General features: G+C 68.7%; 13 protein-coding genes. 3 read left to right on the top strand and 10 right to left on the bottom strand.

Going from position 1 to position 23,889, the window contains the following annotated elements; genetic code table 11:
* Positions 1–804: 804 nt before the first annotated feature.
* The 7 genes from ACH4S9_RS16270 to ACH4S9_RS16240 all read right to left on the bottom strand — a co-directional run bounded on the left by ACH4S9_RS16270 (position 805) and on the right by ACH4S9_RS16240 (position 13,254).
* On the bottom strand, positions 805–3,174 hold the full coding sequence (locus ACH4S9_RS16270) for a glycoside hydrolase family 95 protein (protein WP_311730166.1): 2,370 nt from the start codon (positions 3,172–3,174) through the stop codon (positions 805–807).
* A gap of 109 nt (positions 3,175–3,283) precedes the next feature.
* Positions 3,284–4,162 (bottom strand): carbohydrate ABC transporter permease, encoded by an 879-nt coding sequence (locus ACH4S9_RS16265; RefSeq protein ID WP_398372389.1) that lies wholly within the window; start codon positions 4,160–4,162, stop codon positions 3,284–3,286.
* A 1-nt stretch (position 4,163) separates the two neighbouring features.
* Positions 4,164–5,168 carry a carbohydrate ABC transporter permease gene (locus tag ACH4S9_RS16260; RefSeq protein WP_398372387.1) on the bottom strand — a complete coding sequence of 335 codons (1,005 nt, stop codon included), beginning with the start codon at positions 5,166–5,168 and terminating at the stop codon, positions 4,164–4,166.
* The gene (locus ACH4S9_RS16255) at positions 5,165–6,403 is read right to left on the bottom strand and encodes an extracellular solute-binding protein (RefSeq protein ID WP_398372385.1); all 1,239 of its coding nucleotides are present in this window, start codon (positions 6,401–6,403) and stop codon (positions 5,165–5,167) included. The genes ACH4S9_RS16260 and ACH4S9_RS16255 overlap by 4 nt, the downstream gene beginning before the upstream one ends.
* 73 nt (positions 6,404–6,476) lie before the next feature.
* Positions 6,477–8,906: a glycoside hydrolase family 2 TIM barrel-domain containing protein gene (locus ACH4S9_RS16250; RefSeq protein WP_398372383.1), complete on the bottom strand. Its 2,430-nt coding sequence runs from the start codon at positions 8,904–8,906 to the stop codon at positions 6,477–6,479.
* Between the two features lie 382 nt (positions 8,907–9,288).
* Complete coding sequence (locus ACH4S9_RS16245; RefSeq protein WP_311730161.1) at positions 9,289–10,284, bottom strand: LacI family DNA-binding transcriptional regulator; 996 nt, start codon at positions 10,282–10,284, stop codon at positions 9,289–9,291.
* 99 nt (positions 10,285–10,383) lie between these two features.
* Positions 10,384–13,254, bottom strand: a complete 2,871-nt coding sequence (locus ACH4S9_RS16240; RefSeq protein ID WP_398372380.1) for a glycoside hydrolase family 3 C-terminal domain-containing protein — start codon at positions 13,252–13,254, stop codon at positions 10,384–10,386.
* Positions 13,255–13,582: 328 nt separating this feature from the next.
* On the opposite strand from ACH4S9_RS16240, the gene ACH4S9_RS16235 reads away from it, so the two are divergent.
* From ACH4S9_RS16235 to ACH4S9_RS16225, 3 genes are all read left to right on the top strand, one after another.
* Complete coding sequence (locus ACH4S9_RS16235) at positions 13,583–15,568, top strand: beta-galactosidase (protein WP_398372378.1); 1,986 nt, start codon at positions 13,583–13,585, stop codon at positions 15,566–15,568.
* Between the two features lie 29 nt (positions 15,569–15,597).
* A complete protein-coding gene (locus ACH4S9_RS16230; protein WP_398372376.1) occupies positions 15,598–17,097 on the top strand; it encodes a glycoside hydrolase family 43 protein in 1,500 nt (499 codons plus the stop codon).
* Positions 17,098–17,202: 105 nt separating this feature from the next.
* Entirely contained in the window at positions 17,203–18,960 is a 1,758-nt protein-coding gene (locus tag ACH4S9_RS16225; protein WP_398372374.1) for a cellulase family glycosylhydrolase, read from the top strand.
* Between the two features lie 70 nt (positions 18,961–19,030).
* Here the strand turns inward: ACH4S9_RS16225 and ACH4S9_RS16220 are convergent, their stop codons facing one another.
* The 3 genes from ACH4S9_RS16220 to ACH4S9_RS16210 all read right to left on the bottom strand — a co-directional run bounded on the left by ACH4S9_RS16220 (position 19,031) and on the right by ACH4S9_RS16210 (position 23,360).
* Complete coding sequence (locus tag ACH4S9_RS16220; RefSeq protein WP_361188671.1) at positions 19,031–20,008, bottom strand: LacI family DNA-binding transcriptional regulator; 978 nt, start codon at positions 20,006–20,008, stop codon at positions 19,031–19,033.
* A gap of 212 nt (positions 20,009–20,220) precedes the next feature.
* Positions 20,221–20,913, bottom strand: coding sequence for a FadR/GntR family transcriptional regulator (locus ACH4S9_RS16215; RefSeq protein WP_385339844.1), 693 nt, complete (start codon positions 20,911–20,913; stop codon positions 20,221–20,223).
* Positions 20,914–21,098: 185 nt separating this feature from the next.
* Positions 21,099–23,360, bottom strand: a complete 2,262-nt coding sequence (locus tag ACH4S9_RS16210; protein ID WP_398372371.1) for an alpha-L-fucosidase — start codon at positions 23,358–23,360, stop codon at positions 21,099–21,101.
* Positions 23,361–23,889 lie beyond the last annotated feature (529 nt).

Raw genomic sequence — 23,889 nt, 5'->3', positions numbered from 1 at the left:
CTCTTCCGGCAGCGGTGGTCGGCCGGGTCCGGTTGGGGTCTGGCGCCATTTCCAGCGCACCAGACGGCGGTGCCAGGCCAGCAGAGTGCCCGGGGTGACCGGCCGTTGGCGACGTAAGACGGGTGGCAGGTGACGGGCGCGGGGGGCAGCCACCATCGCTTCTACGGTCGCGCGCACCCAGGGGACCATCCCCGCGAGCACGGGAGCACGAGCCGTCCAGCGAGTCGGAGTTCGCGACGCGAAGGAGGAAGCGATACCGCCGGCCGGGGAGAAGGCGCTGCGGGGTCACATCGCGTTCCGTGCGGCCGACGTCAACCGCCACACACTAACGCCGTAGGTCCCGTCGGAGTCCCGGTGGATCGTCCGAATCCGCGCGGCGCGCCGGGCGTCGCCGGTCTGTCGGCCCACCCTCGCGACCGCAGTGCGGCGCCAGCCCCGGCCGCGAGGTGTACAGCGACCGCATCCCGCTGGACCTCCGGTAGGTAGTGCCTCATCATCACACGGTGACTCCGTGCTCAGATCCTCAAGATCAGCCTCTCGTTGCGGAACCGCTGTCGCGGGTACCGATCTCTTCCTTGAGTAGAAGCAGGAACCGGTCCGGCCGGTGCTCCGGGCTGGCCGGGCCTGCCGGCTCACCCCCAGATCCCGCACGATCTCGGTGATCGTCTTGCTGGAGGAGCGGGCCACCGCGATCGCGTCCCACTTGAGCTCCTCGAAATACCGCTTCGAGTACTGACTGCCCACCTGGCACTGCTTCCTCTGGAATCTCACATCCAGTCTCCGGTCCACGATCAAGGGGAAGCTTCAGCTCCGGCCCCCTTGGCTCACGAGCCGGTAGTACGAAGCGGCACGTCCGTCCCACGTGAGGCGACGGCGTCCGGGCACCGCACATGGTGTGTCGAAGGCATCGACCGGATCACCCGCCGCGTCCGTGACGGTGAGGTCGCCCCCGGTGGCCGGGATCTCCACGACGACGGGGCCCGAGGAGCCCGTGCGAATCGTGGCGGTGGTCAGTTCTCCCGCGTCCCAGTCCACATCGACGGTCAGTCCGCCACGACAGCGGATACCGGCCACGTGACCGCTCCGCCAGCCACGCGGGAGCGTCTTCAGCAGGCTGACGGCTCCCTCGTGGCTCTGCACCAGCAGTTCCACGATGCCCGCGACGGCGCCGAGATTGCCGTCGATCTGGAAGATGTAGCCGCCCGGCCACTCCGAGTGCGGGTGCAGGTCCAGAAGGGACCACGACGTCAGGTCGTTCAGCAGGACGTCGAGGGAACGCTCGGCCAGCCCGGTGTCCCTCAGTCGCGCGGCAAGGCACAGGATCCAAGCCTGGCTCCAGCCGGTGTATCCGCTGCCGTGCTGGAGCCTGGTCGCGAGAGCCTTCCTGGCTGCCGCGAACACCTCGGGAGTGCCACCCTCGGTGATACGCGTCCCGGGGTGGATGCCGTAGAGGTGGGACAGATGGCGGTGGCCCGGCTCCGAACCAGGCCGCTCGTCCTTCCACTCGAGCAGTTCACCGCTCGCGCCGATGCCGGGCAGACGCAGGACACCCAGCGCGTGTCGGGCGCGGGCAAGCAGCCCGTCGTCGTCACCACGTCCGAAGCGTTCGGCCAAAGTGACGTACCGGGAGAGCACCTCATGGACCAGTTCCTGATCCATCGTCGTTCCCTCGGAAACCGCGGACCCCCGCGGCGCCGGGGGGAGGACGAAGCGGTGTTCGGGTGACGTGGAGGGGCTCGTGACGAGCAAGCCGTCGTCGTCGGGTACGAGCATGTCGAGCGCGAACAGGGCGGCCGAGCGGTGCACACGCAGGGCGGACCCCGCGCCGAAGTCATCGTTTCCGCCGTACTCGTAGTGGTCCCACACGTGCGCGGCCAGCCAGTACAGGCCCGTCGGCCAGGTGGCCCACTGGGTATCGCCCTTGACGGGTGTGGAGAACCGCCAGATGTCGGTGTTGTGGTGGACCACTGCGCCCGCGGCGCCGTAGTACCGCGCGGCGGTGTCCGTGCCGCTCTCGGCGAGGTCGCCGGCGAGCGTGAGCATCGGGCCGTGCACGTCCTGTAGGGCCGTGCTCTCGGCGGCCCAGTAGTTCATCTCGACGTTGATGTTGGTGGTGTAGTTCGCGCTCCAGCCGGGGCGGACGTCGATGTTCCAGATTCCCTGGAGATTGGCGGCCTGAGTGCCCGGGCGGGAGCTGGAGATCAGCAGGTAGCGGCCGAAGTGGAAGAGGAGTTCGGCCCGTGCCGGGTCGCCGTGGTCCGCGGCGGGTGACGCCGACAGGTCGAGGTCGACGCGGTCGAAGTAGCTCCGGTAGTCCTGGACATGGCGCTGGACGAGCTGTTCGGCAGTGCGGGTCAGGGCTCGGGTCACCGTCTCTTCCGCCGAGCGTGCGAGGGCGGCGAGGTCGGCGCCGGGCCGCCGGTCGTAGCCACGGAACCCGCCGGCGGCTGCGGCGATCAGGCGTAGTTCCTCCGGTCCCGTTCGCTCGACCGCCACCGCTACCGCGAACCCGGCGCCGGCGGCCACGGTGCCGGCACCGTCGGGCTCGTCCTCGCCGTAGACGACCGCGGGCTCCTCGTCGACGTAGTTGGGCAGCACCCGGGCCGGCACCCGGCCGGTGGCCACGAGCAGGCCCGGTCGCGGGGTGGCGGTGGTGACCGGGTGGGGGGAGACGAAGGTGGGCAGGACAGGGTGCGAGGCGGCACCGGGCCCGGTCACCGTGACCACGAGCACGTTGTCGGGGGCCGAGACGAAGCTCGACATCTCGGCCTCCGCTCCGGCGGGCCCGTAGCCGGTGGTGGCCACCGCGTCGGCCAGGTTCAGCCGACGGTGGTATCCGGTGGCGTCCGACGTGTCGGCGTAGTGCCATTCGAGCCATCCGAGGGGCTGGTAGGACTCGGTCCAGCCAGGTCCCATCATGGCCTGTGCCAGCTTCTCGGCCCGGACGTTGTCCTCGGCCCGGATGGCCTCGCGCAGTTGCGGGAGCAGGTCGGCCGGTGACCCGGTGTTCTCAGCGGTCACCGGGCCGCCCGACCACAGGCTGTCGAGGTTCAGGTCGATGCGCTCGGTTCCCACGGCTCCGCGCAGTGTCCCGCCCAGTGATCCGTTGCCGATCAGAAAACTGTCGTGGAACGCCGTCGCCGGCTCGGTCAGTTGGATGGTGTGACGTCGCATTTTGTCGTTCTTTCTCGGTGACGGTGTCCGGTGGCGATGGCCCGTTACGCGACCGCCCAGTTGCCACGTAGGGCGGGTGCATGAGCACCGGAGGTCACGCGGCCCACGCCTACTTGACGGCGCCGGCGACCATGTTGCGGAAGATCCACTTCCGGACGAACAGGAAGAGCACGATGAGCGGAATGGCACCGACCAGCGTGCCCGCCGTGACGACGCTGTAGTCGATGTTGCCGTAGGCCCCCTTCAGCTGCGCGAGGGCGACGGGCACGGTGTACTTCTGCGAATCGTTCAGAACCAGCAACGGCCAGAGATAGTCGTTCCAGCTCCACATGAAGGTGAAGATCCCGAACGAGGCTATGGCGGGCCGCATGGCGGGCAGCGCGACGTGCCAGTACATGCGGAGCAGGCCACAGCCGTCCAGTCTCGCCGCCTCGATCAGCTCGTACGGGATCGCGGAGACCGCATACTGGCGCATCCAGAAGAGCCCGAAGGCCGAAGCGGCGCCCGGCACGATCAACGGCAGGAAGGTGTTGATCCAGCCGAGGTGCGAGTAGATCTGGAGGGAGGGCGCCAGACTCACGCCCGTCGGGAAGACGAGTGTCGCCAGCACGCATCCGAACAGCTTGTCACGGCCGGGGAAACGCATTCTGGCGAACACGAACCCGCCGAGCGAGCACAGGAAGCCCGTCAGGACGACCGCACTCACGGCGACCACCAGCGAGTTGACGAACGTGGCGCCCAGTGGGACCGCGTCGGACACCTTCCCCAGATTCTCGAAGAGCCTCGTTCCCGGGATCAGCCGGGGCGGGAATTTGAAGACCTCACCACTGGAGCTCGTCGCCATGATGAGCAGCCAGTAGAAGGGAAACAGGCTGACCAGGGCGGCGCACAGCAGCAGGAGGTGCTTGCCGACCTGTGGTCGGCGTCCGCCGCCGCGTTTCCGCACCGGGTAGGTGCCACGGCCCGTTTCCTGCACATCGGCGCTCATGTCAGATCACCTCCTTGTGTCCGGTGACGCGCCGCATGAGCAGAGTGCCCAGCGAGGCCAGAGTGACGAGGGCGAACACGGCCCAGCCGATCGCGCTGGCGTAGCCCAGATCGGCGCCCACGCTCGCGCTCGGCGACTGTCCGAGGTACTGGTACTGCAACAGCATCATGGTCATCCCGGGTACGGACGTGCCGCTGACGTCCAGGATCTGGGGTTCGGTGAAGACCTGGAGGCCGCCGACGATGCCGGTCAGGAGCGCGAACACGACGGTGGGGCGCATCATCGGCAGGGTGATCGACCACAGCTTCCGCGGGCCCCCCGCCCCGTCGAGTTCCGCCGCCTCGTACAGTTCGGGGGGAATCGTGGCCATGCCCGCCATGAAGAAGATGACCAGATAGCCGAAGCCACGCCAGATGATCATCAGAGCGATCACCGTGTTGGCACCCCAGGTGCTCGCCATCCAGTCCACCGAAGGCAGACCGACAGCGACCAGCAGCCGGTTGATCATCCCGAAGTTGCCGCCGAACAGGGACTGGAACACGATCGCGATCACGACGATCGACGTGACCTGGGGCAGGAAGTAGACCGTCTGGTAGACACCGCGGAAGCGCAGCCGGTCGCTGCTCAGCACGAAGGCCGCGACCAGTGCCGCCACCACCATCGGCGCCTGGGACATGGCGAAGATTTCGATCGTGGTGACCAGCGACTGCCAGAACTGGGAGTCCTCGAGCAGCCGGTGGAACTGCTCGAATCCGACGTAGTGCATCGTCCCGATGCCGTCCCACGTGTGCAAGCTGAGATAGGCCGCGATGCCGAGCGGAAACACTCCGAACACCGCGAAGAGCACGAAGAACGGGGAGATGGCGAGATAGCTGGCCAGATAGGACCGCCAGCGCCGGGGCCGGGACGGGCCGGGAGCGGGCCGGGGCCCGTCCGCCGTCGGCCGGCGGGCAGTGGGTCGCGCCGGGACCGACGCGCCCATGCTCGTGTCCACGACCTTCGTCACCGCTTCAGTTCCTTGGCGATCTGGGCCTGTGCGGACTTCCAGGCTTCGTCAGCGGAGGCCTTGCCCTGCGCCACCGACTTGAGTGCGTCCACGAGAGCGCCCTCCACGACCCCGTCCTGCGGTGTGACCGGGACCGTCGGCGACTCCTGGGCGACCTTCGCGAACACCACCCCCGTCGACTGACCGCCGTAGAACGGCTGCGCTGCGTTCAGCTCCGGGCTCTTGTACGCAGCGAGGGCCGAGGGGAACAGGCCGTCGTCGAAGCCCGACGCCTGGTTGGCCGGGGACATCATCCACTTGATGACCTTGTACGCGTCTTTCCGGTGCTTGCTGGAGCTGAGGATCGACATGTACGAGCCCCCCTTGCTGCCGGGGCCACCGGGCGGGTAGGCCACCCGCCATACCCCCTTGGGGCTGCCCGCGGTCTCCAGCAGCGGACCCTCGTACACCGGGGCGACGAAGCCGCCGAGAGCGTTCTGCGCGACCGAGCTGTTCCAGTCCGTGCTGTATGGCGCCGCCTTGGTGCACAGGCCGTCGGAGAGCAGCTTGGCGGAGTAGTCGAACGCCTTGCGGGTCGAGGCGTTGTCCCCCAGGTACTTACCGGAGGTGTCGAAGCTGCCCTGCCCCTTCTGCTCGAGTTGCAGGAAGTAGACCTGGTTGGCGTCGTCACACGCCTTGAAGCCGGCCTTCTTCGCCTTCTCGGCCATGGTGCGGTAGCCGTCCCAGGTGGAGGCCATCTTGGAGACCGCGGCCGGGTCGGTGGGCAGGCCGGCCTTGCGGAACAGGTCGCTGCGGTAGAACAGCCCCTGCGGCCCCGTGTCGATCGGGTACCCGATCACCCGTCCGTCGGGGAGGGTGCCGTTGGTCCACTTCCAGGTGACGTAGTCCTTCTTCGGGTCTGCGCCCATGGTCTTCAGGTCGACGAACTTGGTCGAGATGTCGGCGTAGGAACTGATGTGGTTGCCGATGACCACCACGTCCGGCAGTCCGGAGCCGGTCTGCAAAGTGGTCTTCAGCTTGGTTTCCAGGTTGGGCGTCGGGATCAGCTTGATCTTCAGGCCGGGGAAGTTCTTCTGCACCGCCAGGGACGCCTTGGGCACGGAGCCCGGCGCGTACCAGACGGTGAGACCGTCGCTCGCCGAGGAACCACTGCCGCCGCAGGCGGTCAGGGCCAGCGCCATGGCTGTCACGGTGGCCGAGGCGGCGACCCGCGGCAGGACTCTTCTGTTCTTCATTGAACTGGCCTTTCGTGAACATGTATCGCATGTACTGCCGATCGTGATCGGATGCTCTGAGGGCAGTTCTCGCTCAGTGACCGTGCACCCGGATGTTGATCACTTCGATGGGCGCCTGCGGAAAGGTCACCCTGACCGCGCGGGCCTGCGTGTTGTCGGGTTCCAGCCGCACGGTGGTGGACCCGGTGGTGCCGGCGGCCAGCGGCACGAGGTCCCGGCCGCCGTCGGAGAGCTCGATGACGTACGGCACCTGGGGCCCGGCACCGAACTCGACGTGGATCGTGGTGATCGACCACAGTCCTTCGAGGTCGACCGACAGCCAGGCACCCGGGTCGTCCGTGGCGCTGATCCATCCGTGGTCGACGCTGTGGTCGGTGACGAGACGGGCGGGACGGTCCGGCCGGGCCCCGCTGCTGAAGGCGGGTCGCATCTCGGAGAGTTGGGGGGGCATGAGGGTCTCGGGCAAGTGGACCCGTGACGGTGGGCCGGGGGCGAAGTTACGGTGTTGTCCCGTCCACGGCTCGGGGCCGACCGCCTCGATCGTGATCTCGCTGGGAGCAAGCCCTTCCGCGGTCGCCCGCAGCCGGTTGGGGCCGGCGTGGTACGAGCGGAACTCGATGGCGCCCCGGCCGTCGAGCAGCCCCTTGTTGTCCGGGTTGAGCTCGATCGACGTGCCGGTGGGGAAGATACCGCCACCTTGGACGACCTCGATCCGCACGGGGCGCTCGTCCGCCACCACTCGGCCCGTGTCATCGACGATCTCCACGACAAGCTGCGCGTCGTCGGTGCCGTCGGTGAGCACCATGGTGCGGTCGGCGGTCAGCCTCAGCGCGGTGGCCGTGCCCGGCTCGGGCCACGCGGGCGGCGCGATCCCTCTCAACTGATGGCGATACCAGTACCAGGACCGCAGGGGAAGGCGGTAGTAGTCGACGAAGCCCATCCGCCCCATGTCGGGCACGATGCTGCCGTGGTGGAAGCCGCACCACAGGACGACTCCGGAGCGCCACGCGTATGCGTTCTCGCTGCCGTGGCGGAAGCGGTGGGTGTAGCTGCCGGGCCGGTCCTCGACGACGCTGCCGTACTCGGAGACGATGTTGGGCCAGGGCGGGTTGAGGTACAGCTCACCGCCGTCGCCGTTGTATCCCGCCAGGTCACCCAGCTCGTCGAAGCCCCGGCGCTGTGCGCCGCCGACCGCGGCGGGACGTGTCGGATCGAGTTCGTGGGCGAGGTCCACCAGACGCCGGGTCAGTTTCTTCGCTGCCGGGATCACATGCTCGTCGCTGAAGAAGACCTCGTTGCCGGTGCTCCAGGCCACGATGCTCGGGTGATTGCGATTCACCCTGATCATCTCCGCCATGGCACGCAGGCAGCTGTCCTCGAACTCGGCCTGGTCCGCCTCGTCCGGCGGATACGCGCTGGCGTTCCAGAACCCCTCGGAGTTGGCTCCGCCGATGCCCCAGAAGGGCGCTTCGGACCAGAAGAGGACACCGAGTCGATCGCACTCGGTCGCGAACTGGTCGTGGTGGGGGTAGTGGGAGCCGCGGATGAAGTTCATCCCGGCCTCCTTGATGAGTGCGACGTCCCGGCGCATCCCGGAGTGGGTGACGGCGTCGCTCCATCCGGCGTGGTCCTGGTGGACGTTGGCACCGTGGATCGCGAACCGCTCCCCATTGAGGTGAAAGCCGTCGGTCGCGGTGAACTCGAAGGTGCGGATGCCGAACTCGGTACCCGTGCGGTGGCATTCGGCGCCCTCGCTCGTCCGCAGCGTCTGCTTGAGGGTGTAGAGGTGTGGGGAGTCCGGGCGCCACAGGCGTACGTCGTCCACGACCAGACGCTGCCGGTGCACCGTGGTCGAGCGGGGCGGGAGGTTCACCGCTGCGACCGCCTCGACGGGGCGTGTACCGGGACCGGTCACCTCCGCGGCCAGCAGTCCATCGAAAGGCGCGTCGGTCTCGTTCACCAGCTCGGTGGTGACCTCCACCGCCGCGCCGTCGGTGCCGACGCCGAGCGTCACCACGCCCGTGCCGTACCAGGCGATCCGCGTCCGCTCGGCGATGATCAGGGAGACATCGCGGTAGATGCCGCCGTTGAAGACGTGCTCTCCCGCCCTGGGCGCCAGCCGTGGGTTCCACTCGTTGCTCACGCGGACCGCGAGCTGGTTCGTCCCCGGGCGCACGGCCTCGGAGACATCCACGATGAAGGCCGTGTAACCGCCCAGATGGCGGTCCACCGGCACACCGTTCACCGTGATCTCGGCATCCTGGAAGACACCGTGGAACTCCAGCGCGACGAACTTGCCCGTCTCCTCCGCGGCGAGTTCGAAGGTGCGGCGGTACACGCCGCGGCCGACGTAGAAGCCGGTCTCCATGAAGTACGGGATCCCGAACGAGTGGGGCAGCCCCACGTCGTACCAGTCACTGTCGTCGAAGGCCTCCAGCGTCGCGCCCTCGGGGTCTCCGTGGGTGAACTTCCAGTTCCTGTTGATCAGTTCCTTGCGGTTCACGCTGCGGTCCCTTCCACGTCAGCGGCGCGGCCCGGGCCGCCGAGATCCGGTCCATGAATTCTTTTGAATGTATTGATGAATTGACGAGTCATTCGAATCGCGAAGACTCCGCCGGCTGCATCTCACAACGGGCCGTGAACCTTCACGGCCGCAGCGTGCAGCACACGCTAAGGAGGCCGAACTCGGCTGTCAAGGTTGCCGGCACGTTAAATTTCAACACCGGTTCGCCAGCCGGATCACATGCCAAAAGCCCCGTTCACGGCCGTAGAACGGGGTTTGCCGAATCAATTTGTAACGGCAGAGCATTAAACGCCGCTGGCGTATCCTGCCTGCGGCGGTGGTTCACTCGGCTGTTTGTTTCAGCGATGTATTCGGGGTGGCGTCACGCCGATTCCCGCCACAGCAGGCGCGGCATGACGGTGCGGTGCAACGACTCGGTGTGGGTGAAATTGCCCGCCGCAAGGGCGTCGGCGATATCGAGAGCACTGGTGACAAGTGCCTCGCGGTCGAGCGAGATGGTGCTGACCGTCGGATGCACTGCCTCACCAAGTGTCAGGCCGTCGACACCGAGGATCCTCATACGGCCAGGGATCTCGATGCCCAGCGCCTGGGCGGCCTGGAGCGCACCGATGGCCATCATGTCGTTGAATACGAGGACGCCGTCGACATCCGGATACTGGGCCATGAGCGCGCGGAAGGCATGGCCGCCACCGGCCATCGACTCCTCCCCCACCACGACCGCGGGTTCCGGGGCGCCGAAGGCGAATTCCTCGAAGAACCGCCGGCGCGGCGTCGGCGAGTAGGTGGGTGACGCACGCAGGGAATAGGACGAGTCGATCATTCCCACCCGGCGAACACCCTTGGTCTCGAGCGCGGCCATCGCCTGACGGACGCCCGCGCGCAGGTCGATCTCGACAGAGTGAAAGCCACGACGCGAACAGCGGTCATCGAGCAGGATCGTCGGAATACCCTGCACGGCCGCGGCCAGTTCGTCGCCGGACAGCCTGAAATGCCCGACGAACAGGTCGACGTGTCCGGCCAGCATCTCGACGGCGGCGGTCTCGTCCCCCGACTCCCCCGAGGCCATCATCACCTGCCAGCCGCGCTCGGCGGCGGCCGCGAGAAAGGCGCCCGCGATCTCCGTGTAGTACGGATTACTGAAGGAACCGACCAGCAGGCCGGCAGCGCGGGGCCGCTGTCGGCCGACCAGGTTGCGGGCGAAGCGGTTGGGCCGGTAACCCAACTGGGCACTGACCTCGAGAACACGTCGTTTGGTGGCCTCGCTGATATCGCCCAGGTCGTTGTGGGCGCGTGTGACCGTCTGCCGGGACACACCCGCAGCCATGGCGACATCGTTGATCGTGACGCGCCTCGCCATGTTCACCTCCTGGCTCGTCCGTGAACGTTCACGGCAGGCTGTCGGTTGTCGACCGTAGGCCCGACGTGGGGGCCTGTCAAGACCTGCGGTCCAAGGCCCTTACGTGGCAGGGCCGTCGGGCGCGGTGAAGCGGAAGGAAGCCAGCCGGAAGTCGCCGTGCAGGGTGAGGCACAGGTCGTGGTGGCCGTCGCTCCGCGCCGCCATCGCGGCGGTCACGGTCGTCCAGGTGTGGCGGCCGCCGGTGACCGGTACGGCGAACTCCGCAAGGAGCTGGTCTCCCGCCCGCGCCTCCAGTCGCGCCTCACCCGGTCCGGTGGCCTCGCGCGCGACCTCGGCTTCGAACTGCGAAGCACCGGTCAGATCCGCGGAGCGGAACAGCAGGGTCGCGGGGCGAGCGGGTTCTGCTGGGGTGACGGCATCGCCCGTGGCGCGGGTGGCGTCGACAAGAGTGATGTCGGCGTAGTCGTCGAAGTCGACGGCCAGAGTACGTCGGCCCACCAGTTCGCGCGGCGTGGGGGCGGTACCGCTGACGACGAGCGGCGTGCTGAGGACGATGTCCTGGGCCGAGCGGGCGATGAGCACCTCGTAACGGCCGGGATCGACGGTGAAGGCGCCCGCGGCGACATCCCAGTGCGCCAGTCGTTCGGCAGACAGGTCGAAGGTCACCTCCCGGCTCTCCCTCGAGTGGAGCCGCACCTTACGGAAGTCCGCGAGCCGGAGCCGGGGGGCTTCGTAGCGGGCGTCGACCGCTCGGACGTAGAGCTGGACCACCTCGCTCCCGGAGCGCGTGCCCGTGTTGGTCAGTGTCACCGAGACGTGCACCGCGCCGCCCTGGGCCATGGCGGGCGTGGACAGCCGCAGGTCACGGCAGGTGAAGTCGGTGTACGACAGGCCGTGTCCGAAGGGATAGAGGGGTGCTGTCCGGTGGTACTGGTACGTCCAGCCCGCCTTGATGATGTCGTAGTCGAGCGGGTGCGGCAGTGGGTCGCCGCCCCGGTACCAGGTCTGTGGCAGCCGGCCGGCGGGCTCGGCTTCGCCGAGCAGGACGGCGGCCAGGGCGCGGCCCGTTTCCTGTCCGCCGTGGGAGGTCCACAGCACGGCCGGCAGGTGGGTGTCGGCCCAGTCGACGGCGTAGGGGTAACTGCTCATGACGACCAGCGCGGTCTCCGGGCGGACGGCGGCGACCGCGCGCAGCAGCGTTTCCTGTGTCCGGGGCAGGCCGGTTCCGGTACGGTCCTCGGTCTCACGGCCGTTGATCATCGGGTGGTTGCCGAGGACGACGATCGCCACGTCGGCCTCCTTCGCGGCGGCCCGTGCCTCGGCCGCGCCGTCGCGCAGCAGCTCGCGCTGCCACCGCTCGGCCATCTCGGGGGTATCGGCGGTGACGCGCACCCGGCCGTCGGTGGGATCGAGGGCGGCGTAGCGGCCGGTGAAGACGTTGCGCAGCAGGAAGGTGTCGTTGTCGCCGCCCGGGTCGGGTTCCAGACGGAAGGTTTCCTTGATGAACCAGGTCTTGAGCACCGTCCGGTCCGCGGCGAGTGAGGCGTCGTCCTGGAGACTGAGGTAGCGGCCGGTGTCGGCGTCGCGCAGGGTGAGGACGCCGTCGCCCCACTCCTCGGCGTCGAAGGCGGTTCCGCCCAGAGGTTCGCCGGTGGTGCGGGATCGCAGCGTGATCCGGGCGGCGCCCGGCACACAGGTCACCTCGCCGCGGTCTTGTCCGAGCGCGGTGCGCAGGCCGGCCGCGACGCCGACCTGGTACGGCAGGGTGCCGCTGTACCAGTCCTCGTACAAGGTGTCGGCGTGTGGCCCGATGACGGCGATCCGCGGTGCGCGGTTCGGGTTCAGGGGCAGCAGCCCGTCGTTCTTGAGCAGCACCACGGACTCGGTCGCGGCACGCAGGGCGAGGGCGCGGTGCTCGGGGCTGTCGATCACCTCCGAGCCGATCGCGGCGTACGGGTCGAGGTCGGGGTCGAACTCTCCGAGGCGGAACCGCAGTTGCAGCTGGCGGCGCACCGCCCGGTTCACGTCCTCCTCTTCGATCAGTCCGCGCTCCAGCGCCTCGCGCAGTCGGCCGATCACGGTGGCGCTGTCCTCGCGGTGGTCGGTGAAGCTGTCGATGCCGGCCTTCAGCGCGGCGGCGTGGGAGGTGGGGTGGTCCTCGAAGTAGTGCTCCAGTTCCACCAGGTTGGAGGGCGCTTGCTCGTCGCTGACCACGAACAGCTCGTGGCCGGTGGTCCGGGCCCAGGTCCGCAGCTCCGTCTCGATGAGCGGGCTGACGTGGCAGGGGCGGCCGTTGACCAGGTTGTAGGCGGCCATCGCGCCGGTGGCCGCACCGGAGGCGACGACCGGGCGGAAGGCGGCCAGGTCGTACTCGTGCAGCACACGGGGGCGCAGGCCGGAGGAGGTGACGCAGCGATCCGTCTCGTTGTTGTAGGCGAGGAAGTGCTTGAGCACCGGGGCGACGCGCAGGAAGTCGGGATGGTCGCCGGCCAGGCCCTGGCAGTAGGCGGTGGCGAGGCGTGCGGTGTGCAGCGGGTCCTCGGAGTAACCCTCTTCGTTGCGGCCCCACCTCGGATCGCGCAGCAGGTTCACCACCGGCGCCCAGGCCTGGAGGCCGTTGGTGCCGGACCCGGTCGGGGTCGGCCGGTGCCGGTGGAAGGCGCGCACTTCGACCGCCACCGCCTCGGCGACGGCACGCACCAGATCCTCGTCCCATGAGGCTCCCAGCCCCACCGCCTGCGGAAATACGGTCGCCACTCCCAGCCAGGCCACCCCGTGCAGCGCTTCCGTTCCGGTGCGGAACGAGGCGATGCCCAGGCGTGGGACGGCCGGAACGTACTGATGCAGCATCGCGACCCGCTCGTCCAGTGTGAGCCGGTCCAGCAGGTCGCCGACGCGCTCCCCGAGGGGAAGCGCGGGATCACGGAACGGCAGCCGGACGGCAGCGGCGGAAAGGGAGGGAGATCCCACGAGTCAGACCCCTCAACAGACGGATGTGGATGGCGGGCTGAGAGCCGGAATGTCGAAGCGCATCGACGCTGCCACCGCGCGCGACGGGCTGTCAATGGACCTGCGGAAAGAAACTTTCTTCGAGCTAAGCCTCTTGTTTCGCGCGAAACCTGTCGGTTACTTTTCCACTGTCCAGGTGAAGCGCTTCGACGCTCTCGCCCTTCCCCGCCGCGTGATAGGAATCGCTCCCCCGCCACGGCTGCGTCGGCCGTCGGCCTTCACCTCCTGGCGGCGCCGGTGCCGGCCACCCGCCGGAGCACGACCTGACTCCCGTACCGGAGAAGCAGCCATGACCACCCGCAGCATCACCGACCGCCTGGGCGGCCTCGCCTTCGGCGGGGACTACAACCCCGAGCAGTGGGACGAGCCCGTCTGGAAGGAGGACGACACACTCATGCGCAAGGCCAGGGTCAACCTGGTCACCGTGGGCGTTTTCTCCTGGGCCCTGCTCGAACCGGAGGAGGGCCGCTACGACTTCGCCTGGCTCGACGCCCACATCGAGCGGCTGCACGCGAACGGCGTGGCCGTCGACCTCGCCACCCCGACCGCCTCCCCGCCGCCCTGGTTCACCCTCACCCACCCCGACGCACTGCCGGTCACCCCCGACGGCACCCGCCTCACCCACGGCAGCCGCGACACCTACTGCCTGGCCGCGCCCGCCTACCGCAGCGCCGCCCGCCGGATCGCCTCCGCCCTGGCCGAACGGTACGGCCACCACCCCGCCCTCGCGCTGTGGCACGTGCACAACGAGTACGCCACCCTCTGCTACTGCGAGCACGCCGCGGCGGCCTTCCGGGAGTGGCTGCGCGCGCGCCACGGTTCGCTGGACGCCCTCAACGAGGCGTGGGGAACGGCCTTCTGGAGCCAGCGCTACACCTCCTGGGAGCAGGTGCTGCCGCCACGCGCGACGCAGTGGCACAAGAACCCGGGCCAGACCCTGGACTTCCGCCGTTTCTGGTCCGACGAGACAATCGCCGCCTTCCGCGAGCAGCGCGACGCCATCCGCGCGCACAGCGACCGGCCGGTGACGACCAACCTGATGCTGCCCGCCTACCAGAACGTGGACCTGTGGGCCCTGGCCCGCGAACTCGACGTGGTCTCCTCCGATCACTACCCGGGGTCACCGGGTCTGGACGCCGCCGCCGACGTCGCCTTCCACGCCGACCGCGTCCGCTCCCTGGCCGGCGGTCTTCCGTGGCTGCTGATGGAACAGGGCACCAACACCGTCTACGACGGTGACCGGGTGCTCGGCAAGGAGCCCGGGGAGATCCTGCGCCACACCCTCGGCCACATCGCGCGCGGCTCGGAGGGCGCCCTCTTCTTCCAGTGGCGGCAGTCCCGGGCCGGCGCCGAGACATGGCACTCGGCAATGGTCCCGCACGCGGGGCCCGACAGTCGTATCTTCCGGGAGGTCACACAGGTCGGCGAGGCGGTCGCCCGGCTCGGCGAGCTGGCGGGCTCGACGGTCGACGCGTCCGTGGCCGTCCTGCACGACGCGGACGCCTGGTGGGCGTTGAGCGTCGACGGTCTGCCCTCCGCCGGCCTCGCTTACCACAAGGAGCTGAGCCGAGCGCACCGGGCGTTGTGGGACGCCGGCGTCACGGTCGACTTCGCCCATCCCGAGCACGAGTTGAACCGCTACGCGCTCGTCATCGCCCCGGCCCTGTTCCTCCTCTCCGACGCGGGCGCCGAGAACCTGCGCCGCTATGTCGCCGGCGGCGGGACGCTCCTCGTCCAGCACGCGAACGGATGCGTCGACGACCGCATGCAGGCCCGGCTCGGCGGCTATCCCGCCGGCCCGCTGCGCGACGCCCTGGGCGTCCGTGTCGAGGAGCACCGACCGCTGCGGGCGGATGAACGGATCGCCCTGTCGGACGGGTCGTTGGGCACGGTCTGGAGCGAGTCCCTGCACACCAAGGGTGCCGAGACGCTCGCCGCCTACACCCACGGCATGCTGGCCGGCAGCCCGGCGCTGACCCGGCACCGGTTCGGAACCGGACAGGGCTGGTATCTGTCCACTCGCCTCGACGACGCCGACTACGGCGCTCTGGTCCGCCGACTGCTCGACGAGGCCGGTGCCGGCCCGGAAGCACCGGGTCTGCCGGGCGGTGTGGAAGCCGTCACCCGGCACGCGCCCGACGGCCGCCGCTGGCACGTACTGATCAACCATGGCGCGGACGCCGTGCCCCTGCCGGAGCCCGTCCACGACCTGCTCACCGACACCACGGCCCATGAGCTGCCACCCGGTGATTGCGCGGTGCTGCGCAGGCCATGACACCCGACACCTCGAAAGGACCTGGTGACTTGTCAGACACCGGACCCGCCAACCCCGTGATCCCCGGCTTCCACCCCGATCCCAGCATCTGCCGGGTGGGCGAGGACTACTACGTCGTCTGCTCCAGCTTCGAGTACTTCCCCGGTGTGCCCGTCTTCCACAGTCGTGACCTGGTGCACTGGACGCAGATCGGCAATGCCCTGGACCGGCCGAGCCAGCTGCGTCTGGCGGCCGACGTGCCGTCGTCCGCCGGGATCTACGCCCCCACTCTCCGGTACCACGACGGACGCTTCTGGCTGATCGTGACCAATGTGAGCAAGGGCGGTGGCAACCTGGTCGTCACCGCCACGGACCCGGCCGGACCGTGGTCGGATCCCGTCCGGCTCCCCGGCGTGCCCGGCATCGATCCCGACCTGGCCTGGGACGAGGACGGCACCTGCTGGTGCACCGTCGCCGGGATCGCACAGGTCCGCATCGACCCGCACACCGGCCGGACGTACGGACCACCGCAGAAGCTGTGGTCCGGCACACCCGGCGCCAAGGCGCCGGAGGCGCCGCATCTGTACCGGATCGGCGACTACTGGTACCTGCTCATCGCCGTGGGGGGCACCGAGCGCGGCCACGGCGTGGCGATCGCCCGCGGCCGTACGCCGAGCGGCCCGTTCGAGCCCTGCCCGGCCAACCCGATCCTCACCCACCGGAGCACCGACCATCCCGTGCAGAACACCGGGCACGCCGATCTGGTCCAGGCCCCGGACGGCTCGTGGTGGATGGTGCTGCTCGGGGTACGGCCGGGCGGCGGCACGCCCGGCTGGCACGTACTCGGCCGCGAGTCCTTTCTGGCGCCCGTGACCTGGGTGGACGGCTGGCCGGTCGTCGGCGAGGTCGCGCTGGACCTGCCGGAGCTCCCTTGGCCCCTTGTCCCGGGCCCCGTCGAGGAGCAGCGGGACGACTTCGACCTGAGCGAACTGCGGCCGTTGTGGATCTCTGTGCGTGACCGTCCGGCAGAGCACTGCACCACCAAGGAGCGCCCCGGATGGCTGACGCTGCGCGCGCGGGGCGGCTCCCTGGACGAGCCCGACGTCGTCTTCACCGGCCGGCGCCAGCAGCACCTGTCGTGCCGGGCGCGCACCCTGGTCGATCCCTCGGAGGGATGCGGCGGCCTGGCCGTGCGGCTGGACGAGCGGCACCACTACGCCATCGAGGTGTCCGGGGGCGAGGTGCGGGTGGTCGCGCGGGTCGGCTCCCTGCGCACGGTGGTGGCCGCACAGCCCGTACCCGACGGGCCTGTGGTCCTCGGCCTCATGATCGGCGACCCGCCGCCTCCGCACGACGCCCGCACCGGCCCCGACGCCATCTCCTTCGGTGTCGAGCAGCCCGACGGCACCCTCAGCGTGCTCGCGACGCTCGACGGCCGCTACCTGTCGACCGAGGTCGCCGGCGGCTTCACCGGCCGCGTCATCGGCATGTACGCCGCGGCCGGCACCGTCCATTTCGACTGGTTCGACTACGAGCCCATCAGCCGCTGAACCGGCACCGCCCCATGGACCTGCACGGACAGGCAGGGCCGACTGTGGCGGCTGATCGCCACGGGTCGGATCACCATCCGCACGACCGACCGAAAGGAACGGCACGTGAAGGACATACGGCAACCCGCGCACCACCGGAACCGGGGTCCCGGACGCCTGGCGGCCCTGCTGCTGGCGCTACTCGTCATCCTGGGGCTGTCCGGTGGCAGCGCGTCCGCCGCGCCCGACGGCACCAGGGAGCCATCGCGGTCGGCGGTGAGGGTTCCGGCCGCCGCCAAGGACGCCGTGGCGGCGATGCAGCCCAGCTGGAACCTGGGCAACAGCCTGGACGCCATTCCGGACGAGACGTCCTGGGGCAACCCGAAGGTCACCAAGGATCTGTTCGACACCATCCGCGCGCAGGGCTTCCGCAGCGTCCGTATCCCGGTGACCTGGAACGACCACCAGTCAGCCAGCGCCCCGTACACCATCGACGCCACGTACATGAGCCGCGTCAAGCAGGTGGTGGACTGGGCGCTGGCCGACGGCCTCTACGTCGTGATCAACGTCCACCACGACTCGTGGCAGTGGATATCGAAGATGCCCACCGACCACGACAACGTGCTCGCCCGCTTCAACGCCACCTGGACTCAGATCTCCTCGACGTTCCGGGACGAGCCGCGCGCCCTGCTCTTCGAGAGCGTCAACGAGCCGGTCTTCGACAACGCCACGGACACCCAGAAGACCCAGCTCCTGAACGAGCTGAACACCTCCTTCCACAAGGTCGTCCGCTCCTCGGGCGGCGGGAACACCGACCGCCTGCTCGTCCTGCCCACGCAGGTCTGCACCCCGTCCCAGACCCTCATGGACGACCTGTCCACCACGATCGGCGCACTGCACGACAGCAACCTGGTCGCCACCGTGCACTACTACGGCTGGTACCCGTTCAGCGTGAACATCGCGGGCGGCACCCGGTACGACGACAACGCCCAGAAGGACCTGACCGACGCCTTCGCCCGCATGCACGACACGTTCGTCGCCAAGGGCATCCCCGTCTACCTCGGCGAGTACGGTCTGCTCGGATATCCCGACGACAACCACCCCTCCCGCATCGAGCGGGGCGAGGCACTGAAGTACTACGAGCATGTCGGGTACGCGGCACGCGCCGCCGGTGTCACCACCGCCCTGTGGGACCCCGGCTTCGCCTACCTGAACCGCTCCACCATGCAATGGCGCGACCCCGCCCTGTTCGCCTGGATCAAGTCCAGCTGGACCACCCGCTCGGCTACGGCCTCCTTCGACAAGGTCTTCGTACGGAAGTCGAGCCCGATCACCGCCCAGACACTCACCCTGAACCCGAACGGCACCACTTTCCAGGGCCTGTGGCAGGGCGACACCAAGCTGGTCGAGGGACGGGACTTCACCGTCTCCGGCGATCAGCTCACCCTCACGGCCGCCGCGCTGACCCGGCTGACCGGCAACCGGGAGTACGGGGTCAACGCAACGCTCCAGGCCCGGTTCTCCGGCGGGCTGCCCTGGCAGATCGACATCATCACCTATGACCCTCCGGTGCTGTCGAACGCCTCCGGCACGACCGGCTCGTTCACCATCCCCACGCAGTACCGCGGTGACGTGCTGGCGACCATGGAGGCCAAGTACGCCGACGGCAGCAACGCCGGCCAGGCCACCTGGACTCCGTTCCAGGAGTTCAACACGGCCTTCTCGCCGGACTACCCGGGCGGCAAGACCATCCTGACCTCCGACTTCCTGAACGCACTCCGCGACGGCGCACCGGTGACGCTGACGTTCCATTTCTGGAGCGGCGCCACCGTCACGTACCACGCCACCAAGTCCGGATCCTCGGTCACCGGCACGACGTCCTGACCGACCCGGCCCCTCGCCCTGGTTGCCCGCTCCCCGGGCAGCCAGGGCACACCCGCGACCCCGCGCGACCTCACTCCTCCTTCGGCACAGCCGTGCTCTCCCGGACCGTGAGGGTCGTCGCGATCTCCAGTCCGAGCCGCGGCACATCGTCGCCGCGGCCGAGCGCCAGGGCCAGCTCGGTGGCGGCTGTCGCCATCTCGGCCAGCGGCTGATGCACAGTGGTCAGGGGAGGATCCGCCCAGGCCACGGCCGGGACGTCGTCGTAGCCCACCACGCTGAGATCGTGCGGGATGCGCAAACCGAGCTCGCGCGCGGCCCGGTAGACACCGAGCGCCTGCATGTCGTTCGCGGTGAACACCGAGGTGGGGCGATCAGGGCGGGACAACAGCTCGCGCGCCGCGGTGTATCCGTGCTCGCGCGTGAGCTGGGTCTTCACCACCAGTTCGGGTGCCGCCGGCAGGCCGGCCTCCGAGAGAGCGGAGAAGTAACCGGACAGCCGGGCGCGGCAGTAGGGGTGATCCGGCCCGCTGATCATGGCGATGCGCCGGTGTCCCAGGTCGATCAGATGCCGGGTCGCCGTCTGGCCGCCCCGCCAATTCGTGGCGCTGACGAACGGCACGTCGTCGGGCAGCTCGTCGATCGGGTCGAAGACGACGAACGGGATGCCCTTCGCCTTCAGCTGTTCCCGCTCCGCATCGGAGAGCTGTGCCACCGACAGAACGCACTGAGGGCGCCGTCCGACCGTGTCGTCGATCATCCCCGCTGACTCGTGGGTTCCGAACGCGGACACCAGCAGCCCAACCCGATTCCTGCGGGCCACGCGCTCGACACCGCGGATGATCTCCACGGCCCACATGCTCTCCAGCTCACGGAAGACCAGCTCCACCAGATTGCTCCGGCTCTGGGGAGGCTTGCGGTAACCGTACTCAAGGATCAACTGCTCGACGCGGGCGCGGGTCTCGTCCGACACTCCGGAACGGCCGTTGAGGACCTTCGACACGGTGGGAACCGAGACACCCGCCGACTCGGCGATGTACGCGATCGTCACCGACGCGGGTCCCGCGCCACGCTCCTTGTCGTCATCCGCCGAAGATCTTCCCGATCGGTTGTCCGGCACAATCGCCTTTCCCCATCGCCTCGCCTGCTCCCGCCGCCATTCTGACACCTTCCGTTGAGCGCCTGTGACGGCCAGGAACGCGCCGTCGATGTCAGCGGTCAATGGGGCTTCGGAGCCCACGGGCCCACGCGCAGCGCTCGCGGCTACGAGGCGCCGTCCCGGTCCAGGTGCTCGCGCAGCCACTGCTCGGTGGTGTTGACGTGCATGAGGGCGGCGGCCTGGGCGAGGGCGGCGTCGCCGGCGGCGAGCGCGTGGTAGATCGCCTCGTGCTCGGCCAGCGTGCGGCCGGCGGCATCCTCGTCGACCAGTCCGCGCCAGACACGCGCGCGCAGCGTCCGGCTCGCGATGCCCTCCAGCAACGTGGCGAGCGTCGCGTTGCCCGTGGCCGCGATCACCGCGCGGTGGAACGCGGCGTCGTGCTCGTTGAGCTCCTCGACATCGTCGCGGGCCGCCTGCATCGCCTCCAGGTGTCGCTTCACCTCCGCGAGCCCCTCGGCCGAGATGCGGCCGGCGGCCAGGCCGGTGGCGACTGGCTCGAACAGTCGGCGGACCTCGGTGAGTTCCAGCAGAGTGTCGCCGCGCAGCAGCTCCACCGCGGATCCGATGCCGCTCAGCAGCAGTTCCGGTTCCAGGCTGGTCACGTACGTGCCGTCGCCGCGCCGGATCTCCAGCACTCGCGAGACGGCCAGCGCCTTGACCGCCTCCCGCATCAGATTGCGGGACAGCCCCAGCTCCGCGGCGAGCTGCTGTTCGGGCGGCAGCTTGGCACCCGGAGGAAGCTCACCCGACTGGACGAGCTCCCTGATGCGGTCGATGGCCTTGTCGGTCAATGACATGCTGCGCTACCCCCTGCTCATCCCCGGGCGTCGGCAGCGTACCAATACATCCCACAGCCCAGGAAGGAGCGGAGTGATCGCATCATCAGGGTTCGCATCGACTTGCCCGTACCCGCAGGTGATCGCCTCTCGATCGCTTTTGCGCGCGAGAGCGACGGACGCCATTCCCGTAGCGCCCTATAAATTCATCCCATGTCTCCTCGAGGGGTCGCCATGCTCACAGGTGTGAACGTCCAGAGCAGGTTGGTGCTGCTTCCGTAGGTCCACTGCTTGGTGACCGACCCCGATGCGACGTTGCCGCCGCCGTCGAGGACCAGGCCGGTGGCGCGGTTGGCGATCGAATAGTGGTCGCCGCCCCGGTGGGTGATCGTCCACTGCTGGTTGTTGCCACCGTTCCAGGCGGCCTGCCTGGCGGCGGAGCCGTCGGCGGTGGCGCCCCAGCCGTCGGCGACCATGCCGTTCGTGCGGTTGACCAGCCTGTAGCAGCCGCCCGGGACCTCCACCGCCTGCCACTGGAGGTTGGAGCTGCCGTCCCAGGTCCACTGCTTGAGGTTGGAGCCGGAGGCGACGTTGCCGCCGCTGTCCAAAGCGAGGGCGTTGGTGACGTTGGTGATCCGGAAGTGCGTCCCCGGGTTGAACTGGACTCTCAGCGAGGTGATCTGGTCGTTGTTGCCGGTGATCCGCAGGTCTGGGTTTTCGGTGGTGAAGGTCCAGGAGGTGCCGGTGAAGTCGTCCCCGGCGTAGCCGATCACCTGGTAGCCGGGGGCCGGCCGGAGGGAGGAGAGGGTGCGCGCGCCCAGTCCGGCCGCGATCAGGTCGGCCGCCGTGTAGTCGCCGAGGGCGAGCACGGCGGCGTCGCCGCTGTAGTCGACCTCCTTGAAGGCAACGGCTCCGGCGAGCGGCCGCAGGCCCGGGATCGTGCCGGAGAAGGCGAGCTTGAGGACGTAGGCGCCGGCGCTGTACGGGGCTGCGGACGGCAGGGTGACCATGAGACCGGAGGTGTTCTGGGTCGGCGTGGGCAGGTCGATGTAGGTGCCGGCGGTGGAGCCGAGCAGCTTCACCGAGGTCAGCGACGAGGTGTTCATCCGGTCCGAGTTGAGGGTCTTGATCGTCAGCGAGCTGCCGGGCCAGCCCAGGACGGTGGCGTAGAGGATGTTGTCGGCCTTGTTGCGGGTGAAGCGGATGTCCTCCGCGGTGCCGGCATGCGGGGTGGTGAACGAGCCGCCGCCCATCTTCGTCGGGCCCTCGCCGTACGCCGTCCAGGCGCGGGTCGCGTACACCGACTCGCCGAAGCGTGTCAGGTGGTCTCCGATACCGAGCAGGATGTCCTTCTGCGCCTGCGGGATGGTGCCGTCGGCCATCGGCGCGATGTTCAGCAGCATGTTGCCGTTCTTGCTGACCCGGTCGATGAACGAGTGCAGCATCTGCGGGATGGTGTAGTACCCGATGCCCTGGGTGTAGCACCAGCTGCTGCTGGAGATGCTGTCGTCGGTCAGCCAGTACGGGGTGGTGATGTCGGCCGGGCCGCCGCGCTCGTAGTCGAAGACCTCGCCCTTGCTGTTCATGCCGTCCTTGTACGTGGCGACGACCTCACGGCCCCAGCTGCCCGCCTGGTTGTAGTAGTACGACAGGAAGTTCAGGCGCTTGGTCTCGTCGACGGCGTCCAGCTTGAAGTCCTGCCACAGGATGTCGGGCTGGGCGCGGTCGATGACCTCCTTGAGCTTGTCGAACCACAGCTGGTTCTCCGCGGCCGGCCCCAGTTGCCCGTAGAGCTTCTTGAGGCTGCTGTCCGTCTGGGGGGATACGAATTCATAGAAGCCGTTGAAGTTGTACGCGTGGTGCATGGCCACCAGCAACTTCAGGCCCTTGGCGCGGATGGCCGTGGAGAAGAGCCGCAGCAGGTCGAGACCCGGACCCTTCTTCACCGAGTTCCACTCGTTGACCTGGCTGTCCCACATGGAGAAGCCGTCATGGTGCTCGGCGACCGGGCCGGCGAACTTGGCGCCGGCGTCGACGAACAACTGCGCCCACTCATCGGGGTCGAAGTTCCCGCCGGCCGACTTCAGCTTCGGCGCGAACTTCACGACGGTGCCCGCCAGGTCCCGCGCTCCGTTGATGAAGTGGTGATAGGGCCACGCCGATGGCTGGCCGTAGGTCGCGGTGTGGTGTTGGTTGGCCCGGCTGCCGGCCTGGTACATGCTGCGCGGGTACCACTCGTTGTCAAAGGCGGGGACGCTGAAAGCGCCCCAGTGGAAGTAGATCCCGAACTTCGCGTCCCGGAACCACTCCGGGGCCGGCGGGTGCTGGTCGACCGAGTTCCAGTCGGGCGTGTACGTGCTGGGCGCCGCCTGGGCGACGCCGGCGCCTGACACACCTCCACCGACGGCCGCCGCGGCCACGCAGGTGGCGTTGGCCAGGAACTGGCGTCTGTTGATCGAGCTCGGCATGGACACATCCCTGGGGCGGAGAGGAAGGGGGATCAGGGGACAGCGATTGGCATGGCTGCTTGTGCCTGGAGCGTCGCTTGTTAGGCACGAAGGTCGACCATGTCTCCCAGGGATGTCAACGGGCGTGCAGGGATGAAAAGCATCGCACAGCCAGTCAATTTGCATGATTTACACCTTTGGATGGGTGTTTGCGACTGCTGAAACATGGCATGTCTGGCAGCTACTTCGCGACCGGCTCCCTCACCGAAGGGGCAGGATTGATGGGATGGATCGCGATCCCGACTCCCCAGGCCCTCACTTTGAATGCGCACCGAGCTGGCACTTTGCAAGAGATCGAGCGAGAGACTGGACAGCACAGCAGGAGCGCGCCTATAAAGACATCCCATCTCTGTTGTACGGCGATAGACAGATGTCGTCGAGGCGAAACTTCTCCCGCTACGGGACCAGTACGAGGAAGCATCGATGAGACTCAGAACCGTCCTCTGTTCCGCCGTCTCCACCCTGTCCGCACCGGCGCTGCTCAGCGCAT

The organism is Streptomyces sp. NPDC021225 (genome assembly GCF_044332865.1).
Lineage (GTDB): Bacteria > Actinomycetota > Actinomycetes > Streptomycetales > Streptomycetaceae > Streptomyces.
The sequence above is the reverse complement of the archived record's forward strand: the minus strand, read 5'-3'. Positions and strand labels throughout refer to the sequence as shown.